Here is a 22,840-nt window from a genome sequence, read left to right as displayed (position 1 = left end):
CGACCGCGGCATCGGCGCGTGGCAGACTTGCCCGTCTTCCCCTTCCTGGAGTCCAGCCGATGCCCGGCACGCAACGCGAACTGACCTTCCGCTTCCTGGCCGAACCCATCGACGTCAACTACGGCGGCAAGGTCCACGGCGGGGTGGTGATGAAGTGGATCGACCAGGTCGGCTACGCCGCCGCGGTGGGCTGGAGCGGACACTACAGCGTGACCGTGGCGGTCGGCGGCATCCGCTTCGTCTCGCCGATCCGCATCAGCGACATGGTCACCGTCGGCGCCAAGCTCGTCTATACCGGCAGCACCAGCATGCATTTCGCCATCGACGTGCGTGCGCGCGACCCGATGGGCGGGGAGTCGCGCCTGTGCACCCACTGCATCATCGTGTTCGTGGCCCTGGACGGGGTCGAAGGCAAGCCGACGCCGGTGCCGTCGTGGCAGCCGGACGCGCCGGAGGATCACCGCATGGCCGAGTACGCGCTGAAGGTGATGGAACTGAGCAAGGGGATCGAGGACACCATTTCCCACTACCAGGCCTGAGTTGGGCAGCACATGAACGCACGGGGCTTTCTTGGATGCACCGTGCTAACCCTGCTGGGGCTCGCTTCTTGCGGTTCTTCCCCAAGGATCGATGGCAGTTCTCATGCGGCGTTCCAGCGCAGTCATGAGGCCGTCATGGCAGCACTCTCTCCCCAAGACCGGATGCGATTCACCTTGGCGGAGTTGATCGTTCTCTCGCCCAAAGGCTGCCTCGCGACCAAGCCGATTCCTGACCAGCCAGTCCTTGACAAGGTCCTTGGTGGACAGGCCGATTTGAGTTCTTGCCGTAAGGAGCTGCATGACCTCACGTTCAAGGACATCATGCGCCAAGCGTATCCCCCACGGAGAGCCGGCAGGTGGTGGCGCTCCCGGTGCCGCCTGACAGTTCATTCCAGACGAAGCCGCTTCGCGGCTCGGCTTGATTCGGCGTTCGGGCGTTCGCGGGAAGCCGCAACGAAAAAGGCCGCTGTTCCCAGCGGCCTTTTTCGTTGCCGGCAGGCGCGCGCGGCTTACATCGCCACGCGCCGCGCCTGCAGGAACTTGGCGCTCCAGTAGCCGGTCGCCAGGGTGTCCACGCGCACGTCCTTGCCGCGGCTCGGCGCGTGCAGGAAGCGGCCTTCGCCGACGTACAGGCCGACGTGGTCGACCCGGCCCTTGCGGCCGAAGAACACCAGGTCGCCCGGGGCCAGCGCGTCGCGGTCCTTGATCAGTTCGGCATTGGCCTCGCGCGCCATCTCGCGTGACACGCGCGGCAGCTCGATGCCCAGCGCGGTGCGGAACACGTAGCCGACCAAGCCGCTGCAGTCGAAGCCTTCGGTGTCCTCGCCGCCCCAGCGGTAGGGCGTGCCGAGCAGCGCCATGGCGCGCTTGAGCACCGACTGGACCTTGTCGCCGCCCGGCACCACGCCCTCGCGCGGCACCGGCTGGGAGACGTCGTAGTTGGCCAGCAGGCGGCTGATGTCGCCGGCGAACATCGCCGAGCGGTCCATCAGCGGAATGGTGTCGTTCGCGGCCAGGTGCGGCAGCAGGGCGGCGAGGGTGGCGGTCGCGGCGGCGTCGGCCTTGCTGCGGGCCGGGGCCTGCGCGGCGGCGGTGGCCGGCTTGGCGGTCGCGGGCTGCGCGGCAGCCGGGGTGGGAATGCTGCTTGCCGGCGCCGGAGCGGCGGCGATGGCCTCGGGAACCACGGCGTCGGTGGGGGCCGACTGGGCGAAGGCCGGAACGGCCGAGAGGCAGAGCGAGGCGGTGCAGATGAGGCGGAAGGCGGTCCGGCGGGGGACGGTGGTCTTGCCTGGAGAGGTCTTGGCTTCGGTCGTCACGCTTCGATCACAAATTCAAACGATGGGCGATCATGCCTTGTAGACGGCAAGAGGAAGTTCAAATAACGTTAATATTTCGTAATTATGAATGTGAGCGCAACCACATTTCAGTGCAAGACCCGCTTTGCGCCGGTGTAGTGGTCGCGCCAGTACGCCCCGTCCAGGTAGTCCAGGCGGACCGTGCCGCCGGTGCTCGGGGCGTGCACGAAGCGGCCTTCGCCGACGTAGATGCCGACGTGACTGACGTTGCCGGCGCTGCCGAAAAACACCAGATCGCCGGCGCTTAGGCGCTCCGGTTCGATCCGTGGGCCCTGCACCGCGGCCAACTCGCGCGAGGTGCGCGGCAGCCGCAGGTCGAGCATGTCGCGGTAGACGTAGGCGACCAGGCCGCTGCAGTCGAAGCCGGACTCCGGGGTGTTGCCGCCATAGCGGTAGGGGGTGCCGACCAGGCCCAGCGCGCGCATCAGCACCGCGTTGGCCGCGGCCGGGTCGGCCGGCGCCACCTGCGGCCAACTGCGCGCCGCCACAGGCGGCGGTCGCGACGGGCGCACTTCCTGGCGGCCGCAGGCGGCCAGCACCGCCGCGCAGAGCGTCAGGGCGGCCCAGGACCGGAGCCGGCGCGCGCGGGGTGAAACTGGCGTGTTGTGCATGGAGCCCGGATAATGCGCGACCTCAGATGGCCGCCATCATGGCGGCGCTCCCGTCGGCCGACAAGCCGTCCACCCCGTCTGCCACGGCAGCCATAGCGCAGAGTTGCATATGAAGATCGAAAAAGACCGCGTCGTCCGCTTCCACTACACCGTTTCCGAAGCCGGCCAGGCGCCGATCGAAAGCTCCAAGGACCGCGATCCGCTGGTGATCCTGATCGGCCACGGCAACATCATCCCGGGCCTGGAGAACGCCATGCTGGACAAGGCCGCCGGCGACAGCTTCGGCGTCGACGTGGCGGCCAAGGACGCCTACGGCGACTACCGCGAAGGGCTGACCCAGCGCGTGCCGAAGAAGCATTTCGGCGCGACCAAGCTGCAGCCGGGCAGCCAGGTGGTGCTGCAGACCAACTTCGGCCCGCGCGCGGTGACCGTGCAGAAGGTCGGCATGAGCGTGGTCGACGTCGATCTGAACCATCCGATGGCCGGCAAGGATCTGCACTTCGACGTGGAGATCGTCGACGTGCGCGAGGCCAGCGCCGAGGAGATCGAGCACGGCCACGTGCACGGCGACGGCGGCCACCACCACTGAGTGACTGCGGTGCCGGTCCCGGCGGCGGGATCGGCCGCCGCCGATCGGGCGCAGGCACCGACGCGCCCGCCGCTTGAACGGCGCCGCCGGCCAGCGGCCGCGCCGCGCGCCGATGCGGTCCGTGGCAGGGCGCATGGTCCGCCCGCGCTTTGGCGCATCCGCCACGGCGATGGATAATCGCCGGTCCCCCGACCGGTGTCGCGCCTTGGCTTCCTCCGCTCCCGTGTTGCAGCCCGTAGCGCCCGCCGAGCGCATCGTCACGCTGGATGTGCTGCGCGGCTTCGCCTTGCTCGGCATCCTGCTGATGAACATCGAGGGCTTCGTCGGCCCGCTCGACGCGGCGATGACCGGGCTGGATCCCGCGCTGCGCGGCGTCGACCGGCTCGCCGACGCGGCGGTCTACCTGCTGGTGCAGGGCAAGTTCTACACCTTGTTCGCCTTGCTGTTCGGCATGGGCTTCGCGGTGATGGCGCAGCGCGCGGACGCGGTGCGGCGCGACTTCGGCGGCTTCTTCCTGCGCCGCAGCGCGGCGCTGCTGCTGATCGGCGTGCTGCACGCGACCCTGCTGTGGTCCGGCGACATCCTGGTCAGCTACGCGCTGCTGGCGTTCATGCTGCTGGCCTTCCGCGAGGCACCGGTGCGCTGGCTGCCGTGGATGGCGCTGGTGGTCTACCTCGGCTCGCCGCTGCTGTCGCTGTTGAGCGGCGCGATCGGTTCGGTGGCGCAGGCCGATCCGCACGGCGCGGTGCAATGGCGACAGGACATGGCCGCACAGGCGCAACGCGCGGCCGCGGCGCTGCAGCAGCAACGCGAGGCGTTCGGCCATGGCAGCTACGCCGCGGCCACCGCGCAGCGGCTGCGCGATCTGGTCGATGCGCTGGGCTTGCTGGTGTTCAACGCGCCGACCATCTTCGGCATGTTCCTGCTCGGCGCGTGGTGCGTGCGCAGCGGCCTGGCGCAGCAGCCGCAGCGGCGTCCGCGCCTGCTGGCGGCGCTGCGCTGGGGCGTGCTGCCGGTGGGCGCGGCGCTGATGCTGGTGAGTTTCCTGATGGAGCCGTGGATGGATCCGGCGCGGCTGGACCTGCGCCTGGGCGCGGCGTTCGCGCTGGCCACGCTGGCCAGCGGCATGATGGCCCTGGGCTATGCGGCGTGGGTGCTGCGCTTCACCCCGGCGCTGCGCTGGCTGGCGCCGGCCGGGCGGATGGCGTTGAGCAACTACCTGGTGCAGTCGCTGGTGTGCACCACGCTCTTCTACGGGTACGGCCTGGGCTATTTCGAACGCCTGCCGCGCGCCTGGCAGATCCCGTTCGCGTGCGCGCTGTTCGCGCTGCAGGTGGCGCTGTCGCAGCTGTGGTTGCGGTATTTCCGCTTCGGCCCGGCGGAATGGTTGTGGCGCTCGGCCAGCTACCTGCGCTGGCAGCCGATGCGCCGTCGCGATGCGCACGCCGACGCGGCGGGATGAGCGCGACTTCCTGCGGTGATGCCGGGCGCCGGCATCCGCCTGCCGCCGCCTGTGCCGCGACGGCGGGTGGCCGTTCGGCGCCGAAGCCCGGTGCGCGCAGCGATGTCCTCACGGGGCGCGCGCCACCGGCCATGGCATGCTCGCCCTTTGCAGTCACCACGCGACAGGACATTCCGATGGCCCAGCTGATGGGCGGGCAGCCGCCCGCGATCGATCGCACGCGAGATGGCCGGGAGCGGTGCCGGTGAGCGCCGCGCCCTACGACTACGACCTGCTGGTGCTCGGCGGCGGTTCGGGCGGCCTGGCCGCGGCGTTCCGCGCCGCCGGACTCGGTGCGCGCGTGGCGATCCTCGAGCCCGATGCGCTGGGCGGCACCTGCGTCAACGTCGGCTGCGTGCCGAAGAAGGTGATGTGGCTGGCGGCCGATCTGGTCGGGCGCATCGATCTGGCGCGCGGCGTCGGCTTCGCGATTCCCGAGGCCGCGCTGTCGTGGCCGGAACTGGTGGCGCATCGCCAGGGCTACATCGGCAACATCCACGGCAGCTACCGGCGGCGCCTGGACGCCGATGGCGTGGTGCTGATTCCGCAGCGCGGCCGCTTGCTGGATGCGCACACCGTCGAATGCGGCGACGGCGTGCGGGTCAGCGCGCGCCATGTGCTGATCGCCACCGGCGCGCACCCGCTGCGTCCGTCCATCGAGGGCGCCGAGCTGGGCCTGGTCTCGGACGACTTCTTCAATCTGTGCGAGGCGCCGGCGCGGGTGGCGATCATCGGCGGCGGCTACATCGCGGTGGAACTGGCCGGCCTGCTGCAGGCGCTGGGTAGCCGCGTGGACCTGTACGTGCAGGGCGAACGCCTGCTGGAACGCTTCGACGCCGAACTGGCGCGGCAGCTCGGCGAGAACCTGCGCCACCAGGGCGTGCGCCTGCATTTCGGCTATCGCGCCAGCGCCCTGCGCCGCGGCGAGGACGGCGTGCAGGTGGTCGGCGCGGACGGCCAGCCGTCCGCGGCGGTGGACCAGGTGTTCTTCGCGATCGGACGGCGTCCGAACAGCCGGGGCATCGGCCTGGAGGAACTGGGCGTGCGCCTGGGCGACAAGCACGAGATCGTGGTGGACGACTACCAGAACACCGACGTGCCGGGGCTGTACGCGATCGGCGACGTGGCCGGCAAGGTCGGCCTGACCCCGGTGGCGATCGCCGCCGGACGCAAGCTCATGGACCGCCTCTTCGGCGACCGGCCGCAGGCGCGGCTGGACTACGAGAACGTGCCCAGCGTGGTGTTCTCGCATCCGCCGCTGGGCCGGGTCGGGCTCGGCGAGGAGCAGGCGCGGGAACGCTACGGCGAGGCGGTGACGGTGTACCGCAGCAACTTCCGGCCGATGCTGCACGCATTGGCCGATTCGCCGCAGCGCAGCCTGTTCAAGCTGGTCTGCGCCGGCGCCGACGAACGCGTGGTGGGCTTCCATCTGCTCGGCGACGGCGCGGACGAGATCCTGCAGGGATTCGCGGTGGCGCTGAAGCTGGGCGTGACCAAGCGCCAACTGGAGGAGACGGTGGCGATCCATCCGACCTCGGCCGAGGAAGTGGTGCTGATGCGCTGAGGCGCTGGGATGCGCGGCGTTGCAGCGATCCTGCATGCAAAGTGTCTTACGTCGGCACGGTGAGGCCGGTTCAACCGCCCGCTCGTTTTCGGGCCTGCCTGCCACTCCTGCGCGCCGCGCGGCGATGTTGTTTGCACGGAGAATGGTGGCTTGGGGGGACTGGTTAAGCGGGACGCAAGCCTCGTATGTCCAGATCCGCGAGACGCTTCGCGCCGCACCCTCACCCCAACCCCTCTCCCGGCGGGAGAGGGGCTAGCGGCTGTTCCTTCTCCCCACGGGAGAAGGTGCCCCGCAGGGGCGGATGAGTGTACGGGCGAAGCCTCGTGCACCCTAGCTCCGCGAGTCGCTTTCGCGCCGACCCTCACCCCGACCCCTCTCCCGGTGGGAGAGGGGCTAGCGGTTGTTTGACGCGGTCGTTCCGCACGCCGGGCGCCATGCGCACCCGCCGTAGAATGGTGGGCATGCACGATGTCCATTTTCGTTTTCGCCTCGGTGGCGTTCCGCGATGAGCGCGTCCGAACGCACCGCCGCCGCGCCGCTGGCGACGGCGCATGCCGACCTGGGCGGCGTGCTGCTCGCCGCTGGCGGCGCCATCGCGTTTTCCGGCAAGGCGATCATCGTCAAGCTCGGCTACCGCTACGGCGTGGACGCGGTGACGCTGCTGGCGCTGCGCATGCTGGTGGCGTTGCCGTGCTTCGCGGCGATGGCGCTGTGGGCGGCGCGCCGCGCGCCGCCGCTGCAGCGCGGCGATCTGTGGCGGATCTGCGCGCTCGGCGTGCTCGGCTACTACCTGGCCAGCTACCTCGACTTCCTGGGGCTGGCCTACATCACCGCCACGTTGGAACGGCTGATCCTGTACCTGACCCCGACCCTGGTGCTGCTGATCGGGGTGCTGGCGTATCGCCGCCGCCCGCAGCGCCGCCAGGTGTGGGCGCTGGCGCTGAGCTATCTCGGCGTGCTGCTCGCCTTCGGCCACGACCTGCAGGTCGGCGGCGCGCGCACCGCCTGGGGCAGCGCGCTGGTGTTCGGCAGCGCGCTGGCCTATGCCGCGTATCTGGTCGGCAGCGGGCAGATGGTGGCGCGGATCGGCGCGGTGCGGTTGACCGCCTACGCCAGCCTGGTCGCCTGCGTGCTGTGCATCGCCCAATTCCTGTTGCTGCGGCCGCTGCAGGCGCTGGTGTTGCCGCACCCGGTGTACTGGCTGTCGCTGCTCAACGGCACCGTGTGCACCGCGGTGCCGGTGCTGGCGACGATGCTGGCGGTGCGCCGGATCGGCTCGGGGCGGGCGTCGCAGATCGGCATGCTCGGTCCTGTGTCGACCATCGTGCTCAGCGTGCTGCTGCTCGGCGAGGCGATGGGACCGTGGCAGATCGCCGGCACCGTGCTGGTGCTGGGCGGCGTGCTGATGGTGTCGCGTGCGCCGCGGGCGGCGCCGGCATGAGCGGGCGCGGTCCCACCGCGGCGGCCGACACCGCCGCTGCGGCGCAGGCCAGGATCCTGGCGACGATTCGTGCGATCCCGCCCGGCCAGGTGCGCGGCTACGGCGAGGTGGCGATGCTGGCCGGCCTGCCGGGGCGAGCGCGGCTGGTCGCGCGCATTCTCGGCGGCAACCAGGACCCGGCGTTGCCCTGGCACCGGGTCTTGCGCAGCGACGGCCGCATCGCCTTCCCGGAGGGCTCGCGCGGCTTCCGCGAACAGTGCCAGCGGCTGCGCGCCGAAGGCGTGGCGGTGCAGGGCGGACGGGTGAAGCGCGCCCCAACGCCGGCGCGCGACCTCGACGCGGCGTTATGGGGTCCGCAATAGCGAGCGGCTATGATGCGGACAGTTGCCACGGACACGCTCATGTTCCCCAGACTTCCGCCCGTCACCAAAGCGCTGCTGATCGCCAACGTCGTGCTGTTCCTGCTGCAGCAGGACTTTCTGATGGGCTATGAGGCGTTCATGCCGTTCATGCTGTGGCCGATCGGCGCCTTCGACGCGTTCTCGCCGGCGCAGAATTTCCAGCCCTGGCAGTTGCTGACCTACGGCTTCCTGCATGGCGGTTTTTCCCACCTGCTGTTCAACATGCTGGCGCTGTACATGTTCGGCGGACCGCTGGAGCTGACCTGGGGCAACAAGCGCTTCCTGACCTACTACCTGGTGTGCGTGGCCGGTGCCGGCCTGTGCCAGTTGCTGGTCGGCTGGTGGACGCTCAGCAACGGCGGCGCGCCGTATCCGACCCTGGGCGCCTCCGGCGGCATCTTCGGCCTGCTGCTGGCGTTCGGCATGCTGTTCCCGAATCAGCGGGTGATGCTGCTGTTCCCGCCGATCCCGATGAAGGCGCGCACCTTCGTGATCGTGTTCGGCGTGCTGGAACTGGTCATGGGTTTCACCGGCTGGCAGCCGGGCGTGGCGCATTTCGCGCATCTGGGCGGCATGCTGTTCGGCTGGCTGATGATCCGCTACTGGCGCGGGCAGCCGCCGTTCGGCAAGCGCAAGCCGCCGCGGCCGCGGATCGTGCGTTGAGCGCATCTGCCGGAGAGCTGGTCTTCCGGTTCGACCGGTTGGCTGTGTCTGCGCTGGGCGTAGCTGGTGCCGCTGCGGCACGAGGAAGGTGCTGGTGTCGATGCCCTCGGTTCCGCGGCGCATTGGCAGCGTGATCGCTTCATCGTGCTGTCGCGGCTGAAGCCGCTCCTACAGGATGCATGAGCCGCCCCTGTAGGAGCGGCTTCAGCCGCGACGGAAAACGCGGCACGCGCCGGTGATCTCCTACTCGCGGATTTCCAAAGCAAGGTTTTCGAGGTGCCCTTCAGGCAGATGCGACGACGGCGCGGTTGCCCGCGCCGTCGTGCATGCACTGCGTGGCGAACGGCGATTACGGCCAGACGCGGATCTGCTCGGCGTCGCTGCGCACCATCGGCTGCCCGGCCTTGCAGGTGAAGGTGGCGGCGAAGGACGGCAGGTTGGCCAGCGGGCCGTTGGCGCGCCAGCGGCCCGGCGCGTGCACGTCGGCGGTGACGCGCTGCACCGCCTCGTTCGGCGCCAACTGCTGCGCCCACAGGTTGGCCCAGGCCTTGTAGAACGCCTGCTTGCCGGCATCGCCGGCCGCCGGCTGCGCGGCGGCGTAGGCCTGCCAGGCCAGCTCGACGCTGCCGATGTCGGTCAGGTCCTGTTCCTGGGTCAGCGGGCCGTTGACCTTGGCGCCCTTGACGCCGGGGAAGTCGTAGGCGCCGTACTGGGCCGCGGCGCGCGCGCCCAGCGCGTTCCACGCGCTCTTGTCCTCCGGCGTCCACCAGTTGCGCAGTTCGCCCTTGGCGTCGACCAGGCTGCCCTTGCTGTCGATCGCGCCCATCAGTTCGTGCGCGACCAGCGCGCCGTAGCTGCCGTACAGCGCGGCGGCATCGCCGCCGACGGCGAACACCGGCGGCTGCAGCACCGCGGCGGTGACGATCAGGCGGTTCTGCGCCAGGTCGTAGGTCAGCGCCGGCTGCTGCGGCAGCACGTCCCAGCGACGGTCGGCATTGCCCTTGCCGATCCGCTTCATTTCCTCGCGGTGGCGCCAGGTGGAGGCGATCAGCATGTTGCCGCCGAAGCTGCCGCGGCCCATCGGCTGCACGCTGTAGTCCAGGTCGCGGCGCGGCGCGCCGACTTCGATCTTCAACGCGGCCAGCTTGGCCTGCGCCTCGGCGCGGGCCGGCTCGCTCAGCCAGGTGCTGCGCTTGAGCGCGGCGATCTGCGTGTCGCGCACCTGGTCGGCGATGCTCTCGGCCTGGCGGCGGGCATCGGCGGTGAGATAGCGGCCGACATACTCGCGGCCCAGCATCGGGCCGGCGGCGACGTTGATCGCGTCCAGTACCTGCGTCCAGCGCTGCGGTTGCTGGGCCTGGCCGCCCAGCACGCGGCCACGGAACTCGAAGCTGGCGTCGCGGAAGCTCTTGGACAGGTACGGCGCCATCGCATCGCCCACGCGCCAGCGCAGATAGGCCTTCCATTGCTCGGGCTTGATGCTGACGATCATGCCGTCGAGCTGCTGGAACATCTCCGGATCGGCCAGCGACACCAGGTCGTCGTTGACGCCCTGCGCCTTCAGGAACGCGTCCAGCTTGAGGTTGCGGTACTGCTTGTTCAGGTCCTTGGTGGAGATCGGCGCGTAGTTGTTGAACGGGTTGTTGATGCCGGCCAGCGACTTGGCGCTGCGCGCCAGCGCCGTCTCGATCTGCAGCACCGACTGCGCGTCGGCTTCGAGGCGGTCGGCCGGGGTGCCGGTCAAGGTCAGGATCTGCTTGACGTAGGTGCGGTAGCGGCCCATCAGCGCCACCGTGTCGGCGTCGGTGCGGGTGTAGAAGGCCGGGTCGGGCAGGCCCATGCCGCCCTGCATGAAGTAGCCGATGTGGCGGTCCAGCGCCTTGAGATCGACGTCGGCGCCGAAGTTGAACGCGACCGGGATGCCGATCTGGTGCAGCGCCGCGATCGAGGCCGGCACGTCCTTGGCCTTCTTGATCGCGTCGATGCGGCCGAGCAGCGGCGCGATCGGGGTCGAGCCGTCCTTCTCCACCGCCGCTTCGTCCAGGCCGCTGGCCCAGAAATCGCCCAGCGCCTTCTGCACGTCGTTCTGCGGCGCGCGCATCGCCGCGTCGAGCAGGTCGCGCTGCTGTTGCTGCGCGCGCTCGGACAGTTGCCCCAGCGCGGTCACCGCGCCGGACTGCGGCAGCGGGTTGCTCTTGAGCCAGTCGGCGTTGGCGTAGTCGTAGAAATCGGCGCAGGCGGGGCTGACCACGGGCGCCTTGGCGGCGGCACGCTTCTTCTTGGGCGCGGCATCGGCGGCGGAGGCGAGGGCGATCAGGCCGAGGGCGACGGCGAGGGCAAGCGGACGGGCATTGGGCATCGGGAGCGAATCCGGGTCGGGATTGAAGTCGGCGGAGTTTAACAAGCCGCGGTGCGCAGCTGTGACCACGCCGTGGCGACGCGGCGGCAACCGGTTCAGATGGTGGCGCCTGGCGATGCGGTCCACTTCGCGTTGGGCGCGCGCGGTGGCGCCGCCGACCTCGGGTGCGGCGCTGCGTGCCGCGGCGGTTGGTGCTGGATGGGTGCCTGACTCGCCGGCAGGCGCGACGCAAAAAAGAAAAGGCCCGGACATGCCGGGCCTTTCCTCGCAGCGACGCCGCGCTGTTACCAGATCACCACCTGCTTGTCGCCGCTGCGCACCATCGGCGAGCCGGCCTTGCACTCGAACGCCGCGGCGAACGCCGGCAGGTTCGACGGCGCGCCCATCGCGCGGAACTGCGCCGGGGCATGCGGGTCGGTGGTCAGGCGCACCATCGCGTTCTGCGGGGTGTACTTGGTACGCCACACGGTGGCCCAGTTGAGGAAGAAGTTCTGGTCGCGGCTCATGCCGCCCACCTTCGGATCCTCCTTGCCCTCGGTGGCCTTCTTCATCGCGTCGTAGGCGGTGGTCAGGCCGCCCAGGTCGGCGATGTTCTCGCCCAGGGTCAGCTTGCCGTTGACCGGCTTGCCGTCCACCTTGTACTCGTCGAACTGCTTGACCAGCTTGCCGGTGAGCGCGGAGAACTTCTTGGCGTCGGCCGGGGTCCACCAGTTCTCGAAGTTGCCGGTCGGCCCGAAGCGCGCGCCCTGGTCGTCGTAGCCGTGGGTCATCTCGTGGCCGATCACCGCGCCGATGCCGCCGTAGTTGAACGCGTCGTCGGCGTTGGGGTCGAAGAACGGCGGCTGCAGGATCGCCGCCGGGAACACGATCTCGTTCTGCAGCGGGTTGTAGTAGGCGTTGACCGTCTGCGGGGTCATGCCCCACTCGGTCTTGTCCACCGGCTTGCCGATCTTGCTCAGGTTGTACTTGTAGTTGAACGCGGTGGCGGCGCGCACGTTGTCCAGGTAGCTGTCGCGCTGGGTGCTCAGGCCGCTGTAGTCGCGCCACTTGTCCGGGTAGCCGATCTTGGGCGTGAAGGTCTCCCACTTGGCGATCGCCTTGGCCTTGGTCTCGTCGCTCATCCAGGTCAGGTGTTCGATCCGCGCCTTCAGCGCCTGGCGCAGGTTGTCCACCAACTGCTGCATCTTGGCCTTGGCATCGGGCGAGAACGCGACCTTGACGTACATCTGGCCCATCGCCTCGCCGGCGCCGTCCTCGATGCTGCCGAGCACGCGCTTCCAGCGCGGCTTCATCTCGGCCTGGCCGTTGAGTTCTTTGCCGTAGAAGGCGAAGTTCTCCTGCGCGAAGGCATCGCTGAGGTACGGCGAGGCGCTATCGACGGTGTGGAAGCGCAGGTAGGCGCGCCACACCGCGGCATCGGTGTCGCCCAGCGCCTTGCTCACTTCCTGGTGGAAGGCCGGGATCGCCAGCGAGAACTTCTCCGGCACCGCCACGCCCTGCGACTCGAAGAACTTGGTCCAGGGGAAGTTCGGGGTCAGCTTGTCGGCCTCGGCCGGGGTGATCGGGTTGTAGGCCAGTTCGGCGTCGCGCGACATCTCCTCGCTCGACTTGGAGACCTTGGCCAGGCGCGTTTCCAGCGCCACCACGTCCTGCGCCTGCTTGGCCGCGTCGGCCGCCGGCACGCCGGACAGCTCCAGCACCTTGGCCACGTGCGCCTGGTAGGCCTGCAGCTTGTCCTTCTTGTCGGCATCGAAATAGTAGCCGCGGTCCGGCAGGCCCAGGCCGGCCTGCATCGCGTAGGCCATGTTCATCGACGAGTTCTTGAAGTCGGCCTCGGCGCCGAAGCCGAACAGGCCGTTCTCGCCCTTGGCCGCGCTCTGGCGCAGGTATTCGGCCACCGCCGGGCCGTCCTTGAGGCCGTCGATCGCGGCCAGGTCGGCCTTCAGCGGTTCGATGCCCTGCGCATTGACCTTGGCCTCGTCCATGCCCGAGGCCCAGAAGTCGCCGACGATCTTGTCCACGCCCTGCGCATTGGCGGCGCTGGCGGCCTGCTCGGCGAGCTGGTGCTGCACGGCCACCGAGCGCTCGTCCAGGATCGAGAACGCGCCCCAGCTGCTGCGGTCCTTGGGGATCTCGTTGGCGGCCAGCCACTTGCCGTTGACGTAGCCGTTGAAGTCGTCGCAGGCGTTCTTGCCGGCGTCCAGGTCGTTGATGCTGAACGCGTTGTAGGCCGGCAGCTTGCTCGCGTCGAGCTTCAGTTCGGACGGCGCGGCCGCCGGTGCGGCGGCCTCGGTCTTGGCGGTGTCGGTGGCGGGCGCCGCCGCGTCGGGCTTGTTGCAGCCGCTCAGCGCGGCGCTCACGGCCAGGGTCAACAGCAGCATCTGGGGATTGCGAAAGGTCACAAGGAAACTCCAAGCCAGCGTGGATACGGGATGGCCCGGAGGCCGTGGCGAGACTGTACGCCGCTGCCTCGGGTTTCAGGGGTGTCGAAGGTCATGGGCCGGGGCGGTCGGCCGGGCCTGAGCCTGGCCTGCCGCGGCGCTTGGCGACCCGATGCAGCCTGTCGCGCGCCTCGTCGCCGGCGTCGGCGCACGATGCCCCGCAGCGTGGCGTCGGCGGGCGCGATCCGGCTATCCGTGGACTGCCCTATGATCCGCACGATGAAGCGCGACTCCTCCTGCGATGCGGTGATCGTCGGCGCCGGCCACAACGGCCTGGTCTGCGCCGCCTACCTGGCGCGTGCCGGCTGGAAGGTCACGCTGCTGGAACGGCGCGGCGTGGTCGGCGGCGCCGCGGTCACCGAAGAATTCCATCCCGGCTTCCGCAACTCGGTGGCGTCCTACACGGTGTCGTTGCTGCAGCCCAAGGTGATCGCCGATCTCGACCTGGCCGGGCATGGCCTGCGCGTCGTGCCGCGCCGTTGCAACAACTTCGTGCCGTTGCCGGACGATCGCTACCTGCTGGCCGGGGCCGGCCTGACCCAGGCGCAGGTGGCGAAGTTCTCGGTCCGCGACGCCGAACGCCTGCCGGCCTACGAGGCGCAGCTGGAGCGGATCGCCGACGTGCTGCGCGCGCTGGCGTTGCAGGCGCCGCCGAACGTCACCGACGGCGGCTGGATGCAGGCGCTGCCGGAACTGCTGCGCGCCGGTCGCCTGGGCCGCCGCCTGCATGCGCTCGGCGCCGGCCTGCGCCAGGAGCTGCTCGATCTGTTCACGATCTCCGCCGCCGAGTACCTGGAGCGCTGGTTCGAGAGCGATCCGGTCAAGGCCTTGTTCGGTTTCGACGGCATCGTCGGCAACTACGCCAGTCCGTACACGCCCGGCTCGGCCTACGTGCTGCTGCACCACGTGTTCGGCGAGAGCAACGGGGTCAAGGGCGCCTGGGGCCATGCGCTGGGCGGCATGGGCGCGATCACCCAGGCGATGGCCGGCGCCGCGCGCGCCGCCGGCGCGCAGATCCGCACCGACGCCGGCGTGCGCGAGATCCTGGTCGAGGGCGGGCGCGCGGTCGGCGTGCTCACCGAGCAGGGCGAGCGCGTGTACGCGCGCCATGTGGTCGCCAACGTCAATCCCAAGCTGCTGTACGAACGCCTGCTCGACCCCGCGCACGTGCCGGCCGCGACCCGCGAACGCATGGCGCACTGGCGCTGCGGCTCGGGCACCTTCCGGATGAACGTGGCGCTGTCGCGGCTGCCGGACTTCCGCGCGCTGCCGGGCCCGGGCGACCACCTCACCGCCGGCATCATCCTGGCGCCGAGCCTGGACTACATGGACCGCGCCTACCGCGATGCGCGTGCGCACGGCTGGTCGCGCGAACCGGTTGTCGAACTGCTGATCCCCAGCACCCTGGACGCCACGTTGGCGCCGCCGGGACAGCACGTGGCCAGCCTGTTCTGCCAGCACGTGGCGCCGCAGTTGCCGGATGGGCGCAGTTGGGACGCGCACCGCGACGAGGTCGCCGATCTGATGATCGCCACCGTCGAGCGCTACGCACCGGGCTTCGCCGCCTCGGTGCTGGGCCGGCAGGCGCTGAGCCCGCTGGACCTGGAGCGGACGTTCGGCCTGGTCGGCGGCGACATCTTCCATGGCGCGCTGAGCCTCAACCAGTTGTTCAGCGCCAGGCCGATGCTCGGGCAGGCCAATTACAAGGGCGCGATCCCGGGGTTGTTCCTGTGCGGCTCCGGCACCCACCCGGGCGGCGGCGTGACCGGCGCACCCGGACACAATGCGGCGATAGCGCTGCTGGGGCGGTAGGGTCGTTCGACGCTGGAAGCCGGCGACTGTGCCTCAGGCGCACGCAGCGGGCGCAGGCCGGGGCAGGGCGCTTCAACGGCAACGGCATGATGGTGGCTGATCGTTGCCGTTCGCCAGCGCTGCATGCACGCGTGCCGACGCGCCGACCCGGCTAGTGCCCTGATCCGGCGCCGCGTTCCGTGGTGTCGTCTTTCTTACGAGACGATCCATGTGCGCTCTTGATCCCTTCAAATCCTCAGCGTCGTTCGCCGGGTCACGGCGATGCCATCGCGTGCATGCGCTTTCCACGCATTTCTGGCGCGGCTTTCAAACAAAAAAAAGGGGCGGCCAATGGCCGCCCCTTCGATCGCTGCAAAACGACTGCTTAGAACTTGTACTGCACGCGGGCGAAGACCGTGCGGCCGTACCAGTCGTACTGCGACGCGTTGATCGGCGTGTTGCCGTAACGGTTGCCGACACCGGTGGAGACCAGGTCCGGCGCCTTGTCGAACAGGTTGCGCACGCCGACCATGATGCCCCAGTCGCCTTGCTCGTAGGCGACGGACGCATTGTGCAGGACCTGCCAGCCGGCCTTGATGTCGCGCGTCGCATCCGGGTAACCCTGGTAGGTGAAGACCGGATCCAGATCGCGATTGCGGGTGCTGCTGACGTAGCTGGCCTGGTAGCTGAAGGTCCAGTCGCCACGCTTCAGGTCCGCCGACAGCAGACCGACCGTCTTCGGGCGGCCGATGTAGCCGACCTGGTCGCTGTTGGTGAGGCCGCTCTCCGCCGCGCTGTCGAACAACTGCAGCACGTCTTCCACCGTGTACGTGACCTGCGCCTCCAGCGACAGCTTGCCGAAGGAGAAGTCGTTGTCGTAGTTCATCTGCAAGTCGTAGCCGCGGGTGCGCTCGCGGTTGATGTTGATGTACTTGTTGTAGATGGTGGTGATGTTGTTCGGCGCGGCCGGATCGGTCGGGCTGTTACGGACGAATTGATCGCAGAACCTGTTCGGATACACCGCCGAGCCGTAGCAGCCGTTGATGATGTCCGACTCGTCCAGCTGCGCGATTTCGCCGCGGATATCGTAGTCGAAGTAATCGAGGGCCACGCTCAGGTTGGCGAACTCGGGCGTCCACACCAGGCCGAGCGTCCTGGCCTTGGAGGTTTCCGGCTCCAGCGCGCCCTTGCCGCCACCGCTGTAGACGATTGCCGATGAGCCGCCGCCCGCATAGTCCGCGGGAATGCCGGCCGCACCACAGTTCCGCTGGAGGAAGGTGTTGCTGCTTTCACCCCACAGGATGCACGGATCGATCGCCGTCTGCGAAAGGAAGCCGGTCTGGTTGCCCAGATACAGCTCGTACAGGCCCGGCGCACGATACGAGGTGCCGATGCTGCCGCGCACGCGCAAGGAGGGGACGATCTGCCAGTTCAGGCCGGCCTTCCACACCTCGTCCGAATCGGCGACCGAGTTGTACTTGAACGCTCGGCCGGACAGGTTGACCGACAGCGATTCGACGCCCGGCTTGTTCTTCAGCAGCGGCACGTCGAACTCCATGAAGGCTTCGCGGACATTGTCCGTGCCCTTGGTGTCCCCCGCCGACGTTGAACTCCAAACATCGCCCGCCTTGGTCAGCGCATCGGGTTCGTCATCGATCTTGGTATGGCGATACTCGACGCCGAATGCCGCACCGACGTCGCCCGCGGGAAGCGCGAACAGGTTGCCGGTGACCACCGCGTTGACCACGGCCTGGTCGTAGGTGGTGTTGCCCTTGGTGTTGACCCCGATGGCATTCTCCAGCTCGCCCATGCGCTCGCCGTTGAGGAAGCCCGGATCGAAGTAGTTCACCGGTGCGTCGCCGCTGTTGTCGTAAGCCAGATCGCCTGTGCGGGAAGTCTGGATCGCGTTGCTCTGATAGGTGCCGTCGGACCGCGAGTAGCTGGCGTTGACCTCCCAGGTCCAGCTATCGCTTCCCTTGAAGGCGCCGTCCAACTTGGTGCTGCCATAGAAGTAATCGACGTCGATCTTCTGATCGCTCCGGTACGGCATGATCGGCTGGTAGAACCTGCCGTCGGTCTCGTTGGCAACGACCGGGAAGAACTGCCGGTAGCTGTGCGCGCGGGTCTCGCGACGGTTGTACAGCCACTGCGTCTTCCAGTTGAAGCTGTCGAAGCCGAAGTCGCTAGCGCCGTACAGGCTGATGCGATCGCGCTGGTTGATGGCTTGCGTGGTGTTGTAGAACGGGAAATTCAGCACGTCCTCATAGTAGGCCTGCGGCGAGTTGGCGTAGGTCCTGGAAGGGCGTGGGCGCGGCCGGTAACCTGGGAACGGACCGACGGTGTTGCCGTCCGGCGACGGCACGTAGCGGACATTCGGGTTGAGGTAGTCGATGATGGTGTTGGCGTAGAGGTTGCCCGAGGAGCAGCCGCCCAGGTTGGTGCCGCCGATGACCGAGCGGTCCTCGCGATCGATGCGCTTGCCGTCCGTACCCCATGCCCGATCCTCGGCGCAACGCAGGAAGTCGCGATCGCCGAATTCCAGTGCGTTCAGCCGATCCCACTGGACCGCGCCGATGATGCTGCCGTTGCTGAAGTCCTTGCCGGCCGCGAACGAGGCCGAGAACTGCTCGCCGCCGCCGTGCTGCGGCACGCTCATGGAGTAGTCCATGATCGGCTTGTCGATGCTCTTGCGGGTGATCAGGTTCACCACGCCGGCGACCGCGTCGGAGCCGTAGATGGACGAGGAGCCGTCCTTGACGATTTCGATGCGCTGCAGGATGACCTTGGGGATGACGTTCAGGTCGAACGAGCCGACCTGGCCGCGCGTGCCGGCCGGGCCCGGGCGCTGGCCATCGAGCAGGATCAGCGTGCGGTTGGAACCGAGGCCGCGCAGCGACACGGTCTGCACGCCGGTGCCGCCTTCGACGACGAAGCCGCCGAACTGGTTGTTGATCTGGGTGGAACTGGCGGCGGCCGCGGAGGTCTGCAGGAAGTCGGCGACGTCGAACTTGCCGGCGGAAATGCTCTTGTCGATCGAGATCACCTGGACCGGCGAGGTGGTCTCGTACTCGGGGCGCTTGAGCAGCGAGCCGGTCACCGAAATGGCGTCCAGTTCCTTGGTCTTGGTCGCCTCGGACTTGGCGGCGGCCTTGTTGTCGGACTGGGCGTCGTCGCCCGCCAGACTGTCTTGTGCAAAAGCGGGCGCCGCTTGCAGCGCGGCGATCACGGCAATAGCCAGCGGCAGCCGCCGCAATCCGTAGTTGGTGGACTTGCTCATTCCTTTCTAACTCCCCGAATTCAATAGAAGTGAAGCAGTTGTTACAGCCTGGTTAAGCGAATGTACTGCTGATGCGCCGTGTATGCAACATCCGCTGAACAACAAAATTCGCGTCATGCCTGCGTGACATTGGTGCTGTACGCCTGCATCCAGAGTGCCGCTCGAAAGCTTTTATTTTCAATGGCTTGTACACGCTCTATGGAAGTCGGAGAGGCGGCTGGCGTGTGTCGTGACCGGCGAATCGCACTTCCCGGTCGCCGATGTGGTGGTGCAACACCGGTGGTCTGCGCGTGCCCCAGTTGCTGCTGGATCAGGCGTGTCTCGCTCACTGGCGCCTTTGTGAATACGGTTTTTTCGCATCGCGATGCGTTGTGCAGCCGCACTTGGCACAGTGCAAGCGCGATCAGGGTCTGAACACCGATGGAAGCGGCCCGGCACGCGTCGCGTGCGACGGCATGCGTGGTGCTGTTGCGGCGCCGTCCGTCATCGGCGGCAGGCGCTGCGCACAGGCGCCCATCGGCGAGACCGGAGCGCGGCTGTCAGGGGGGGGGCGTTCATGGCGAGGTCAGCGGTCGGTGCGGCGCTGGATCTGGTCGCCGAGGGCGTCGTCAGCGCCTCATCGGCGCCTGGCCATTGCGTATTTGCGTGTGGCGCACATGCTCCCGGCGCATGCGTTGGCATGCGCCGGGAGGGGCACTCCCAGCGTGCCGCTGGGAGGCGAGGCTTACGCTGCGCTGTTCCGGAGAACGGCGGAGATCACCGGTTTCACAGGCCGCCAGGGCCGCAGTCGTTCTTCAGGAAGTCCTGGATCAGGGCCAGGGTCTGCCGCTGTTGGCGCGGGTACCAGGGCAGGCTGTGCGGCTGGTCCGGGATCAGGGCGAACTTGGCCGGGACGACGCCCTTGACCGCCTCGTAGAAATCCTTGGCGTGGAACGACGGCGTGCGCACGTCGCGGTCGCCGACGAACAGCAGTACAGGGATCGTGGCGTTGGCGGTGTTCTGCATCGGATCCATGCCCTTCAAGGTCGAGCCTTGCAGGATGCGTTGCAGGCGGTTGTCGCTCCAGGAGGTGCTGAGCCGGCCCAGGTTGGTGACCGGCGCGCCGGCGATGGCGCACTGGTAGGGCGATGGCTTGCGCACGGTGGCCGCGGCCGCGGCGAAGCCGCCGTAGGAGTAGCCGAAGATCGCGATCCGGTCCTTGGACGCATAGCCCTCGGAGACCAGCCAGGCGGCGCCGTCGTCGTTGTCGTCGGACATCTTCTGGCCCCACTCGCGGTCGCCGGCGACCCACAGGTCGCGCCCCAGGCCCTGGCTGCCGCGGTACTGCGGACGCAGCACCGCATAGCCGCGCGAGGTCAGCAGCGGCACCCAGCCGGACACGTCCCAGCCCATGTAGTCGCGCGCCCACGGACCGCCGTGCGGATTGATGACCGCCGGGCCGGGCGGATCGCCCTGCTTCCAGCCGGCCGGCAGGTCGAGGATGGCCGGGATCTTGCGTCCGTCGCGCGCGGTGTAGGTGACCCAGCGCTCTTCCACGGCGAAGCCGTCCTTGCCGATCCACGGCCTGGAGCTTCCCAGCGGGGTGACGGTCTTCTTGTCGATCAGCACGTGGTAGCTGGGCGGCTGGTCGGCGCTCTGCGCGGTGAAGAACACCTTGGACAGGTCGTCGGTATAGGAGCCCAGCGTGATGCTTTGCCCCGGCAAGGCCTTTTTCAGGCTGTCCTGGATCGACTTCAGGGCCGGGTCCACGTACACGGACTGGCGCGAGGGCCCGTCCACGGTGAAGCCGACGACCTTGTTGAAGTTGCTCGGTTGCGTGCCGAAGATCAGCCCGGCGATGGAGAAGTTCTGATCGGCGACCACCGGGTCGGCGTCGTACTTGCGCTGCGCCGGGTCGTACAGACGCACCTGCGCCTTGTCGGAGAACTGATCGGTCAGGACGTAGTACTTGCCGGTCGCATCGTCGATGCCCAGCACGTCCACCACGTTGCGCGACTTGATCTTGGTGGTCAGCGGCGCATGCACGGAGAACTGTCCCGACTTCGGGTCGAGCAGCAGGACCTGCTGTTCGTAGTCGCCGCCGGTCCCTTCGATCTGCTGCTTGGCCAGCACCTTGCCGGTGCGGTGGTCGAACAGCGCCGGCACCGCGCGCGAGTCGCCGCGGAACAGGAGTTCGGTCTGCCCGGTCTTGAGGTTGTACAGGTAGTAGCTGGACGACAGGCTGACCTCGCTCAGCTGCTGGATGATCACCCGGTCCGGATCCAGCGGCAGCATGTCCACCAGCGATGCGGTACCGCTCAGCTCCAGGCACAACTGCGTATCGGCGCTGACGCCGAGCTTGCGCGCGTTGTCGGCGAACGCTTCCTTGAAGTCCTTCTGGTCGTCGCCGGTCAGGTAGGTCTTGGAGACGAAGGTGCGGGTGGCGCCGGTGGAATTGCCTTCGCCGCACCCGCCCAGGCGCCCGGTCCATTCCTGGCGCGCGACCGTCAGGATCTTGTCCGACTTCAGCGCGAACGCGGAAATGAACTTCATCTTGTCGCCGGACGGGGTGACCACGGTGGGTCCCTTGGACAGGGCCGAGGTATCCCAGGTGGCCAGCGCCGTTTCGTCCGGATTCTGCGGCGACGGGATCAGGCCCACGATGTGCTTGCCGTCGGGACTCATCGTGACCGACTGCAGCGCCGGCAGGCGCGCCAGGTCCTCGATCGGAATCGGCGCGATGGCCGCTTGCGCCGCCATGCTCGCCAACAACGCGGCGACCCCCGTGGCGAGGCTCCAATGCCGTGCCGAGTGAATTCTTTTCATGCAACATTCCCCAAGTGATGAACGAACGGAACCGCTGCGCAGGCGCGCAAAATGAACGTTTTGTGAATATATCAGAACACGATACGCGCGCACTCTACGCGCGAGCGCGGCCGCCAAGAAGTGACTTTTGTCCTGCTGGGGCCGGGAGTGGGGATTTGGGATTGGGGATTCGCAGGAGCAGGGGTTTGCGCGGCTGCCGGATCGCGGGTGGTCGCCTTGACGAATCCCGAATCCCGGCCTTGCTTCAGCTCATCTCGCACAAGGTTGCACGTCGCTGGACGCGCGCTGGATTACGGCGGCGCAGCACGGTAGCGCGCGGCTTGCCGCGGAGCCGGCGTGGCGTGCGATGGGGCAGCGGCCGCGTCGCCGTCGCCGCCGCCGGCTCATGCAGCGGGATGGCGAGATCGGTTCGGTGGTGAGGTCGGCGTCCGGAATGGTGCCGTCCGCCTTCTCGTCGCTGGCGGCGATCGCCGATTTCGACGGCACACTCAGCTGCCGCGCCTCGCGGATAGGCTCGGCCGCCGCTGCCGCCCTTGTATAGTCGTGGCCCCCCGACGCGGGCAGTGCACTTGCCTGGCCGTGCCCGCGCGCGACACGCCAGTGCCTTGCGCGGATGTTGCCCCTTCCTGTTGACGAGTTCCCATGACCGACCGCCCCCGCATCCCCGCCCACGCCGTCCAACCCACTCTGTCGCCGCTGCCGCGGATCCGCAATGTCATCGCCGTCGGTTCCGGCAAGGGCGGGGTGGGCAAGTCCACCACCGCGGTGAACCTGGCGCTGGCCCTGCAGCGCCAGGGCGCGCGGGTCGGGGTGCTGGATGCGGACGTCTATGGCCCCAGCGTGCCGGCCATGCTCGGCCTGAGCGGCCGCCCGGACAGCCCCGACAACAAGTCGATCGAGCCGATGCGCGCCTTCGGCATCGAGGCGATGTCGATCGGGCTGCTGGTGGACCAGGACACGCCGATGATCTGGCGTGGGCCGATGGCGACCTCGGCGCTGACCCAGTTGTTCACCGATACACTGTGGGACGACCTGGACTACCTGCTGATCGACCTGCCGCCGGGCACCGGCGACATCCAGCTGACCCTGGCGCAGAAGATTCCGGTGGCCGGCGCGGTGATCGTCACCACCCCGCAGGACATCGCCACGCTGGATGCGAAGAAGGCACTGAAGATGTTCGAGAAGGTCGAGGTGCCGGTGCTGGGCATCGTCGAGAACATGGCCGTGCACACCTGCGGCCAGTGCGGCCACGTCGAGCATCTGTTCGGCGAAGGTGGCGGCCAGCGCATGGCGCAGCAGTACGGGGTGCCCTTGCTGGGCTCGCTGCCGCTGGCGATCGCGATCCGCGAGCAGGGCGACGCCGGCACCCCGATCGTGGCCGCGGCCCCGGACTCGGCCGCGGCGCAGGCCTATCTGGCGGCCGCGCAGCGCCTGGCCGAGGAACTGCGCAAGCGGCCGCGCGCGGCGATCCCGATTTCCTCCGCGCTGCTCTGAGCGGAGTGC

15 protein-coding genes are annotated in these 22,840 nt (G+C 68.6%); 9 read left to right on the top strand and 6 right to left on the bottom strand.

Annotated features, from left to right (window positions below; all coding sequences use genetic code 11):
- Nucleotides 1–59: 59 nt before the first annotated feature.
- On the top strand, nt 60–539 hold the full coding sequence (locus tag AB3X07_RS15230) for an acyl-CoA thioesterase (protein WP_369939433.1): 480 nt from the start codon (nt 60–62) through the stop codon (nt 537–539).
- Nucleotides 540–1,048: 509 nt separating this feature from the next.
- On the opposite strand, the gene AB3X07_RS15225 is transcribed toward AB3X07_RS15230, so the two are convergent.
- Both AB3X07_RS15225 and AB3X07_RS15220 read right to left on the bottom strand, forming a co-directional pair.
- Nucleotides 1,049–1,855, bottom strand: coding sequence for a C40 family peptidase (locus AB3X07_RS15225; RefSeq protein WP_369939432.1), 807 nt, complete (start codon nt 1,853–1,855; stop codon nt 1,049–1,051).
- 107 nt (nt 1,856–1,962) lie between these two features.
- The gene (locus AB3X07_RS15220) at nt 1,963–2,505 is read right to left on the bottom strand and encodes a C40 family peptidase (protein WP_369939431.1); all 543 of its coding nucleotides are present in this window, start codon (nt 2,503–2,505) and stop codon (nt 1,963–1,965) included.
- A 109-nt stretch (nt 2,506–2,614) separates the two neighbouring features.
- Here AB3X07_RS15220 and AB3X07_RS15215 point away from each other — a divergent pair, with 109 nt between their 5' ends.
- From AB3X07_RS15215 to AB3X07_RS15190, 6 genes are all read left to right on the top strand, one after another.
- Nucleotides 2,615–3,094 carry an FKBP-type peptidyl-prolyl cis-trans isomerase gene (locus AB3X07_RS15215; RefSeq protein ID WP_369939429.1) on the top strand — a complete coding sequence of 160 codons (480 nt, stop codon included), beginning with the start codon at nt 2,615–2,617 and terminating at the stop codon, nt 3,092–3,094.
- Nucleotides 3,095–3,263: 169 nt separating this feature from the next.
- Nucleotides 3,264–4,556: a DUF418 domain-containing protein gene (locus tag AB3X07_RS15210; protein ID WP_369939428.1), complete on the top strand. Its 1,293-nt coding sequence runs from the start codon at nt 3,264–3,266 to the stop codon at nt 4,554–4,556.
- Nucleotides 4,557–4,800: 244 nt separating this feature from the next.
- Nucleotides 4,801–6,159 carry a glutathione-disulfide reductase gene (gorA, locus tag AB3X07_RS15205; RefSeq protein ID WP_369939427.1) on the top strand — a complete coding sequence of 453 codons (1,359 nt, stop codon included), beginning with the start codon at nt 4,801–4,803 and terminating at the stop codon, nt 6,157–6,159.
- Nucleotides 6,160–6,664: 505 nt separating this feature from the next.
- The gene (locus tag AB3X07_RS15200) at nt 6,665–7,600 is read left to right on the top strand and encodes a DMT family transporter (RefSeq protein ID WP_369939426.1); all 936 of its coding nucleotides are present in this window, start codon (nt 6,665–6,667) and stop codon (nt 7,598–7,600) included.
- Entirely contained in the window at nt 7,597–7,962 is a 366-nt protein-coding gene (locus AB3X07_RS15195) for an MGMT family protein (RefSeq protein WP_369939425.1), read from the top strand. Before AB3X07_RS15200 ends, AB3X07_RS15195 begins: the two co-directional genes overlap by 4 nt.
- A 39-nt stretch (nt 7,963–8,001) precedes the next feature.
- Nucleotides 8,002–8,664, top strand: a complete 663-nt coding sequence (locus AB3X07_RS15190; protein WP_369939424.1) for a rhomboid family intramembrane serine protease — start codon at nt 8,002–8,004, stop codon at nt 8,662–8,664.
- A gap of 349 nt (nt 8,665–9,013) precedes the next feature.
- Here AB3X07_RS15190 and AB3X07_RS15185 read toward each other — a convergent pair whose 3' ends face one another.
- Both AB3X07_RS15185 and AB3X07_RS15180 read right to left on the bottom strand, forming a co-directional pair.
- Entirely contained in the window at nt 9,014–11,023 is a 2,010-nt protein-coding gene (locus tag AB3X07_RS15185; RefSeq protein ID WP_369939423.1) for a M13 family metallopeptidase, read from the bottom strand.
- 284 nt (nt 11,024–11,307) lie between these two features.
- Complete coding sequence (locus AB3X07_RS15180) at nt 11,308–13,404, bottom strand: M13 family metallopeptidase (RefSeq protein ID WP_369944782.1); 2,097 nt, start codon at nt 13,402–13,404, stop codon at nt 11,308–11,310.
- A 279-nt stretch (nt 13,405–13,683) separates the two neighbouring features.
- On the opposite strand from AB3X07_RS15180, the gene AB3X07_RS15175 reads away from it, so the two are divergent.
- On the top strand, nt 13,684–15,276 hold the full coding sequence (locus tag AB3X07_RS15175) for a phytoene desaturase family protein (protein ID WP_369939422.1): 1,593 nt from the start codon (nt 13,684–13,686) through the stop codon (nt 15,274–15,276).
- A 364-nt stretch (nt 15,277–15,640) separates the two neighbouring features.
- Here the strand turns inward: AB3X07_RS15175 and AB3X07_RS15170 are convergent, their stop codons facing one another.
- Nucleotides 15,641–18,532: a TonB-dependent receptor plug domain-containing protein gene (locus AB3X07_RS15170; RefSeq protein WP_369939421.1), complete on the bottom strand. Its 2,892-nt coding sequence runs from the start codon at nt 18,530–18,532 to the stop codon at nt 15,641–15,643.
- 765 nt (nt 18,533–19,297) lie between these two features.
- A complete protein-coding gene (locus AB3X07_RS15165; RefSeq protein WP_369939420.1) occupies nt 19,298–21,337 on the bottom strand; it encodes an alpha/beta hydrolase family protein in 2,040 nt (679 codons plus the stop codon).
- 642 nt (nt 21,338–21,979) lie between these two features.
- On the opposite strand from AB3X07_RS15165, the gene apbC reads away from it, so the two are divergent.
- Complete coding sequence (apbC, locus tag AB3X07_RS15160) at nt 21,980–22,831, top strand: iron-sulfur cluster carrier protein ApbC (RefSeq protein WP_369939419.1); 852 nt, start codon at nt 21,980–21,982, stop codon at nt 22,829–22,831.
- Nucleotides 22,832–22,840 lie beyond the last annotated feature (9 nt).

The organism is Xanthomonas sp. DAR 35659, from assembly GCF_041242975.1.
GTDB classification, from domain to species: Bacteria; Pseudomonadota; Gammaproteobacteria; order Xanthomonadales; family Xanthomonadaceae; genus Xanthomonas_A; species Xanthomonas_A medicagonis.
The sequence above is the reverse complement of the archived record's forward strand: the minus strand, read 5'-3'. Positions and strand labels throughout refer to the sequence as shown.

Coding starts and splice junctions, on each gene's coding strand:
- AB3X07_RS15180 (WP_369944782.1), bottom strand. CDS start 13,404: ATGCTGCTGTTGACCCTGGCCGTGAGCGCCGCGCTGAGCGGCTGCAAC.
- AB3X07_RS15210 (WP_369939428.1), top strand. CDS start 3,264: ATGGATAATCGCCGGTCCCCCGACCGGTGTCGCGCCTTGGCTTCCTCC.
- AB3X07_RS15190 (WP_369939424.1), top strand. CDS start 8,002: ATGTTCCCCAGACTTCCGCCCGTCACCAAAGCGCTGCTGATCGCCAAC.
- AB3X07_RS15195 (WP_369939425.1), top strand. CDS start 7,597: ATGAGCGGGCGCGGTCCCACCGCGGCGGCCGACACCGCCGCTGCGGCG.
- apbC (WP_369939419.1), top strand. CDS start 21,980: ATGACCGACCGCCCCCGCATCCCCGCCCACGCCGTCCAACCCACTCTG.
- AB3X07_RS15230 (WP_369939433.1), top strand. CDS start 60: ATGCCCGGCACGCAACGCGAACTGACCTTCCGCTTCCTGGCCGAACCC.
- AB3X07_RS15165 (WP_369939420.1), bottom strand. CDS start 21,337: ATGAAAAGAATTCACTCGGCACGGCATTGGAGCCTCGCCACGGGGGTC.
- AB3X07_RS15215 (WP_369939429.1), top strand. CDS start 2,615: ATGAAGATCGAAAAAGACCGCGTCGTCCGCTTCCACTACACCGTTTCC.
- AB3X07_RS15185 (WP_369939423.1), bottom strand. CDS start 11,023: ATGCCCAATGCCCGTCCGCTTGCCCTCGCCGTCGCCCTCGGCCTGATC.
- AB3X07_RS15175 (WP_369939422.1), top strand. CDS start 13,684: ATGAAGCGCGACTCCTCCTGCGATGCGGTGATCGTCGGCGCCGGCCAC.
- AB3X07_RS15200 (WP_369939426.1), top strand. CDS start 6,665: ATGAGCGCGTCCGAACGCACCGCCGCCGCGCCGCTGGCGACGGCGCAT.
- AB3X07_RS15220 (WP_369939431.1), bottom strand. CDS start 2,505: ATGCACAACACGCCAGTTTCACCCCGCGCGCGCCGGCTCCGGTCCTGG.
- AB3X07_RS15170 (WP_369939421.1), bottom strand. CDS start 18,532: ATGAGCAAGTCCACCAACTACGGATTGCGGCGGCTGCCGCTGGCTATT.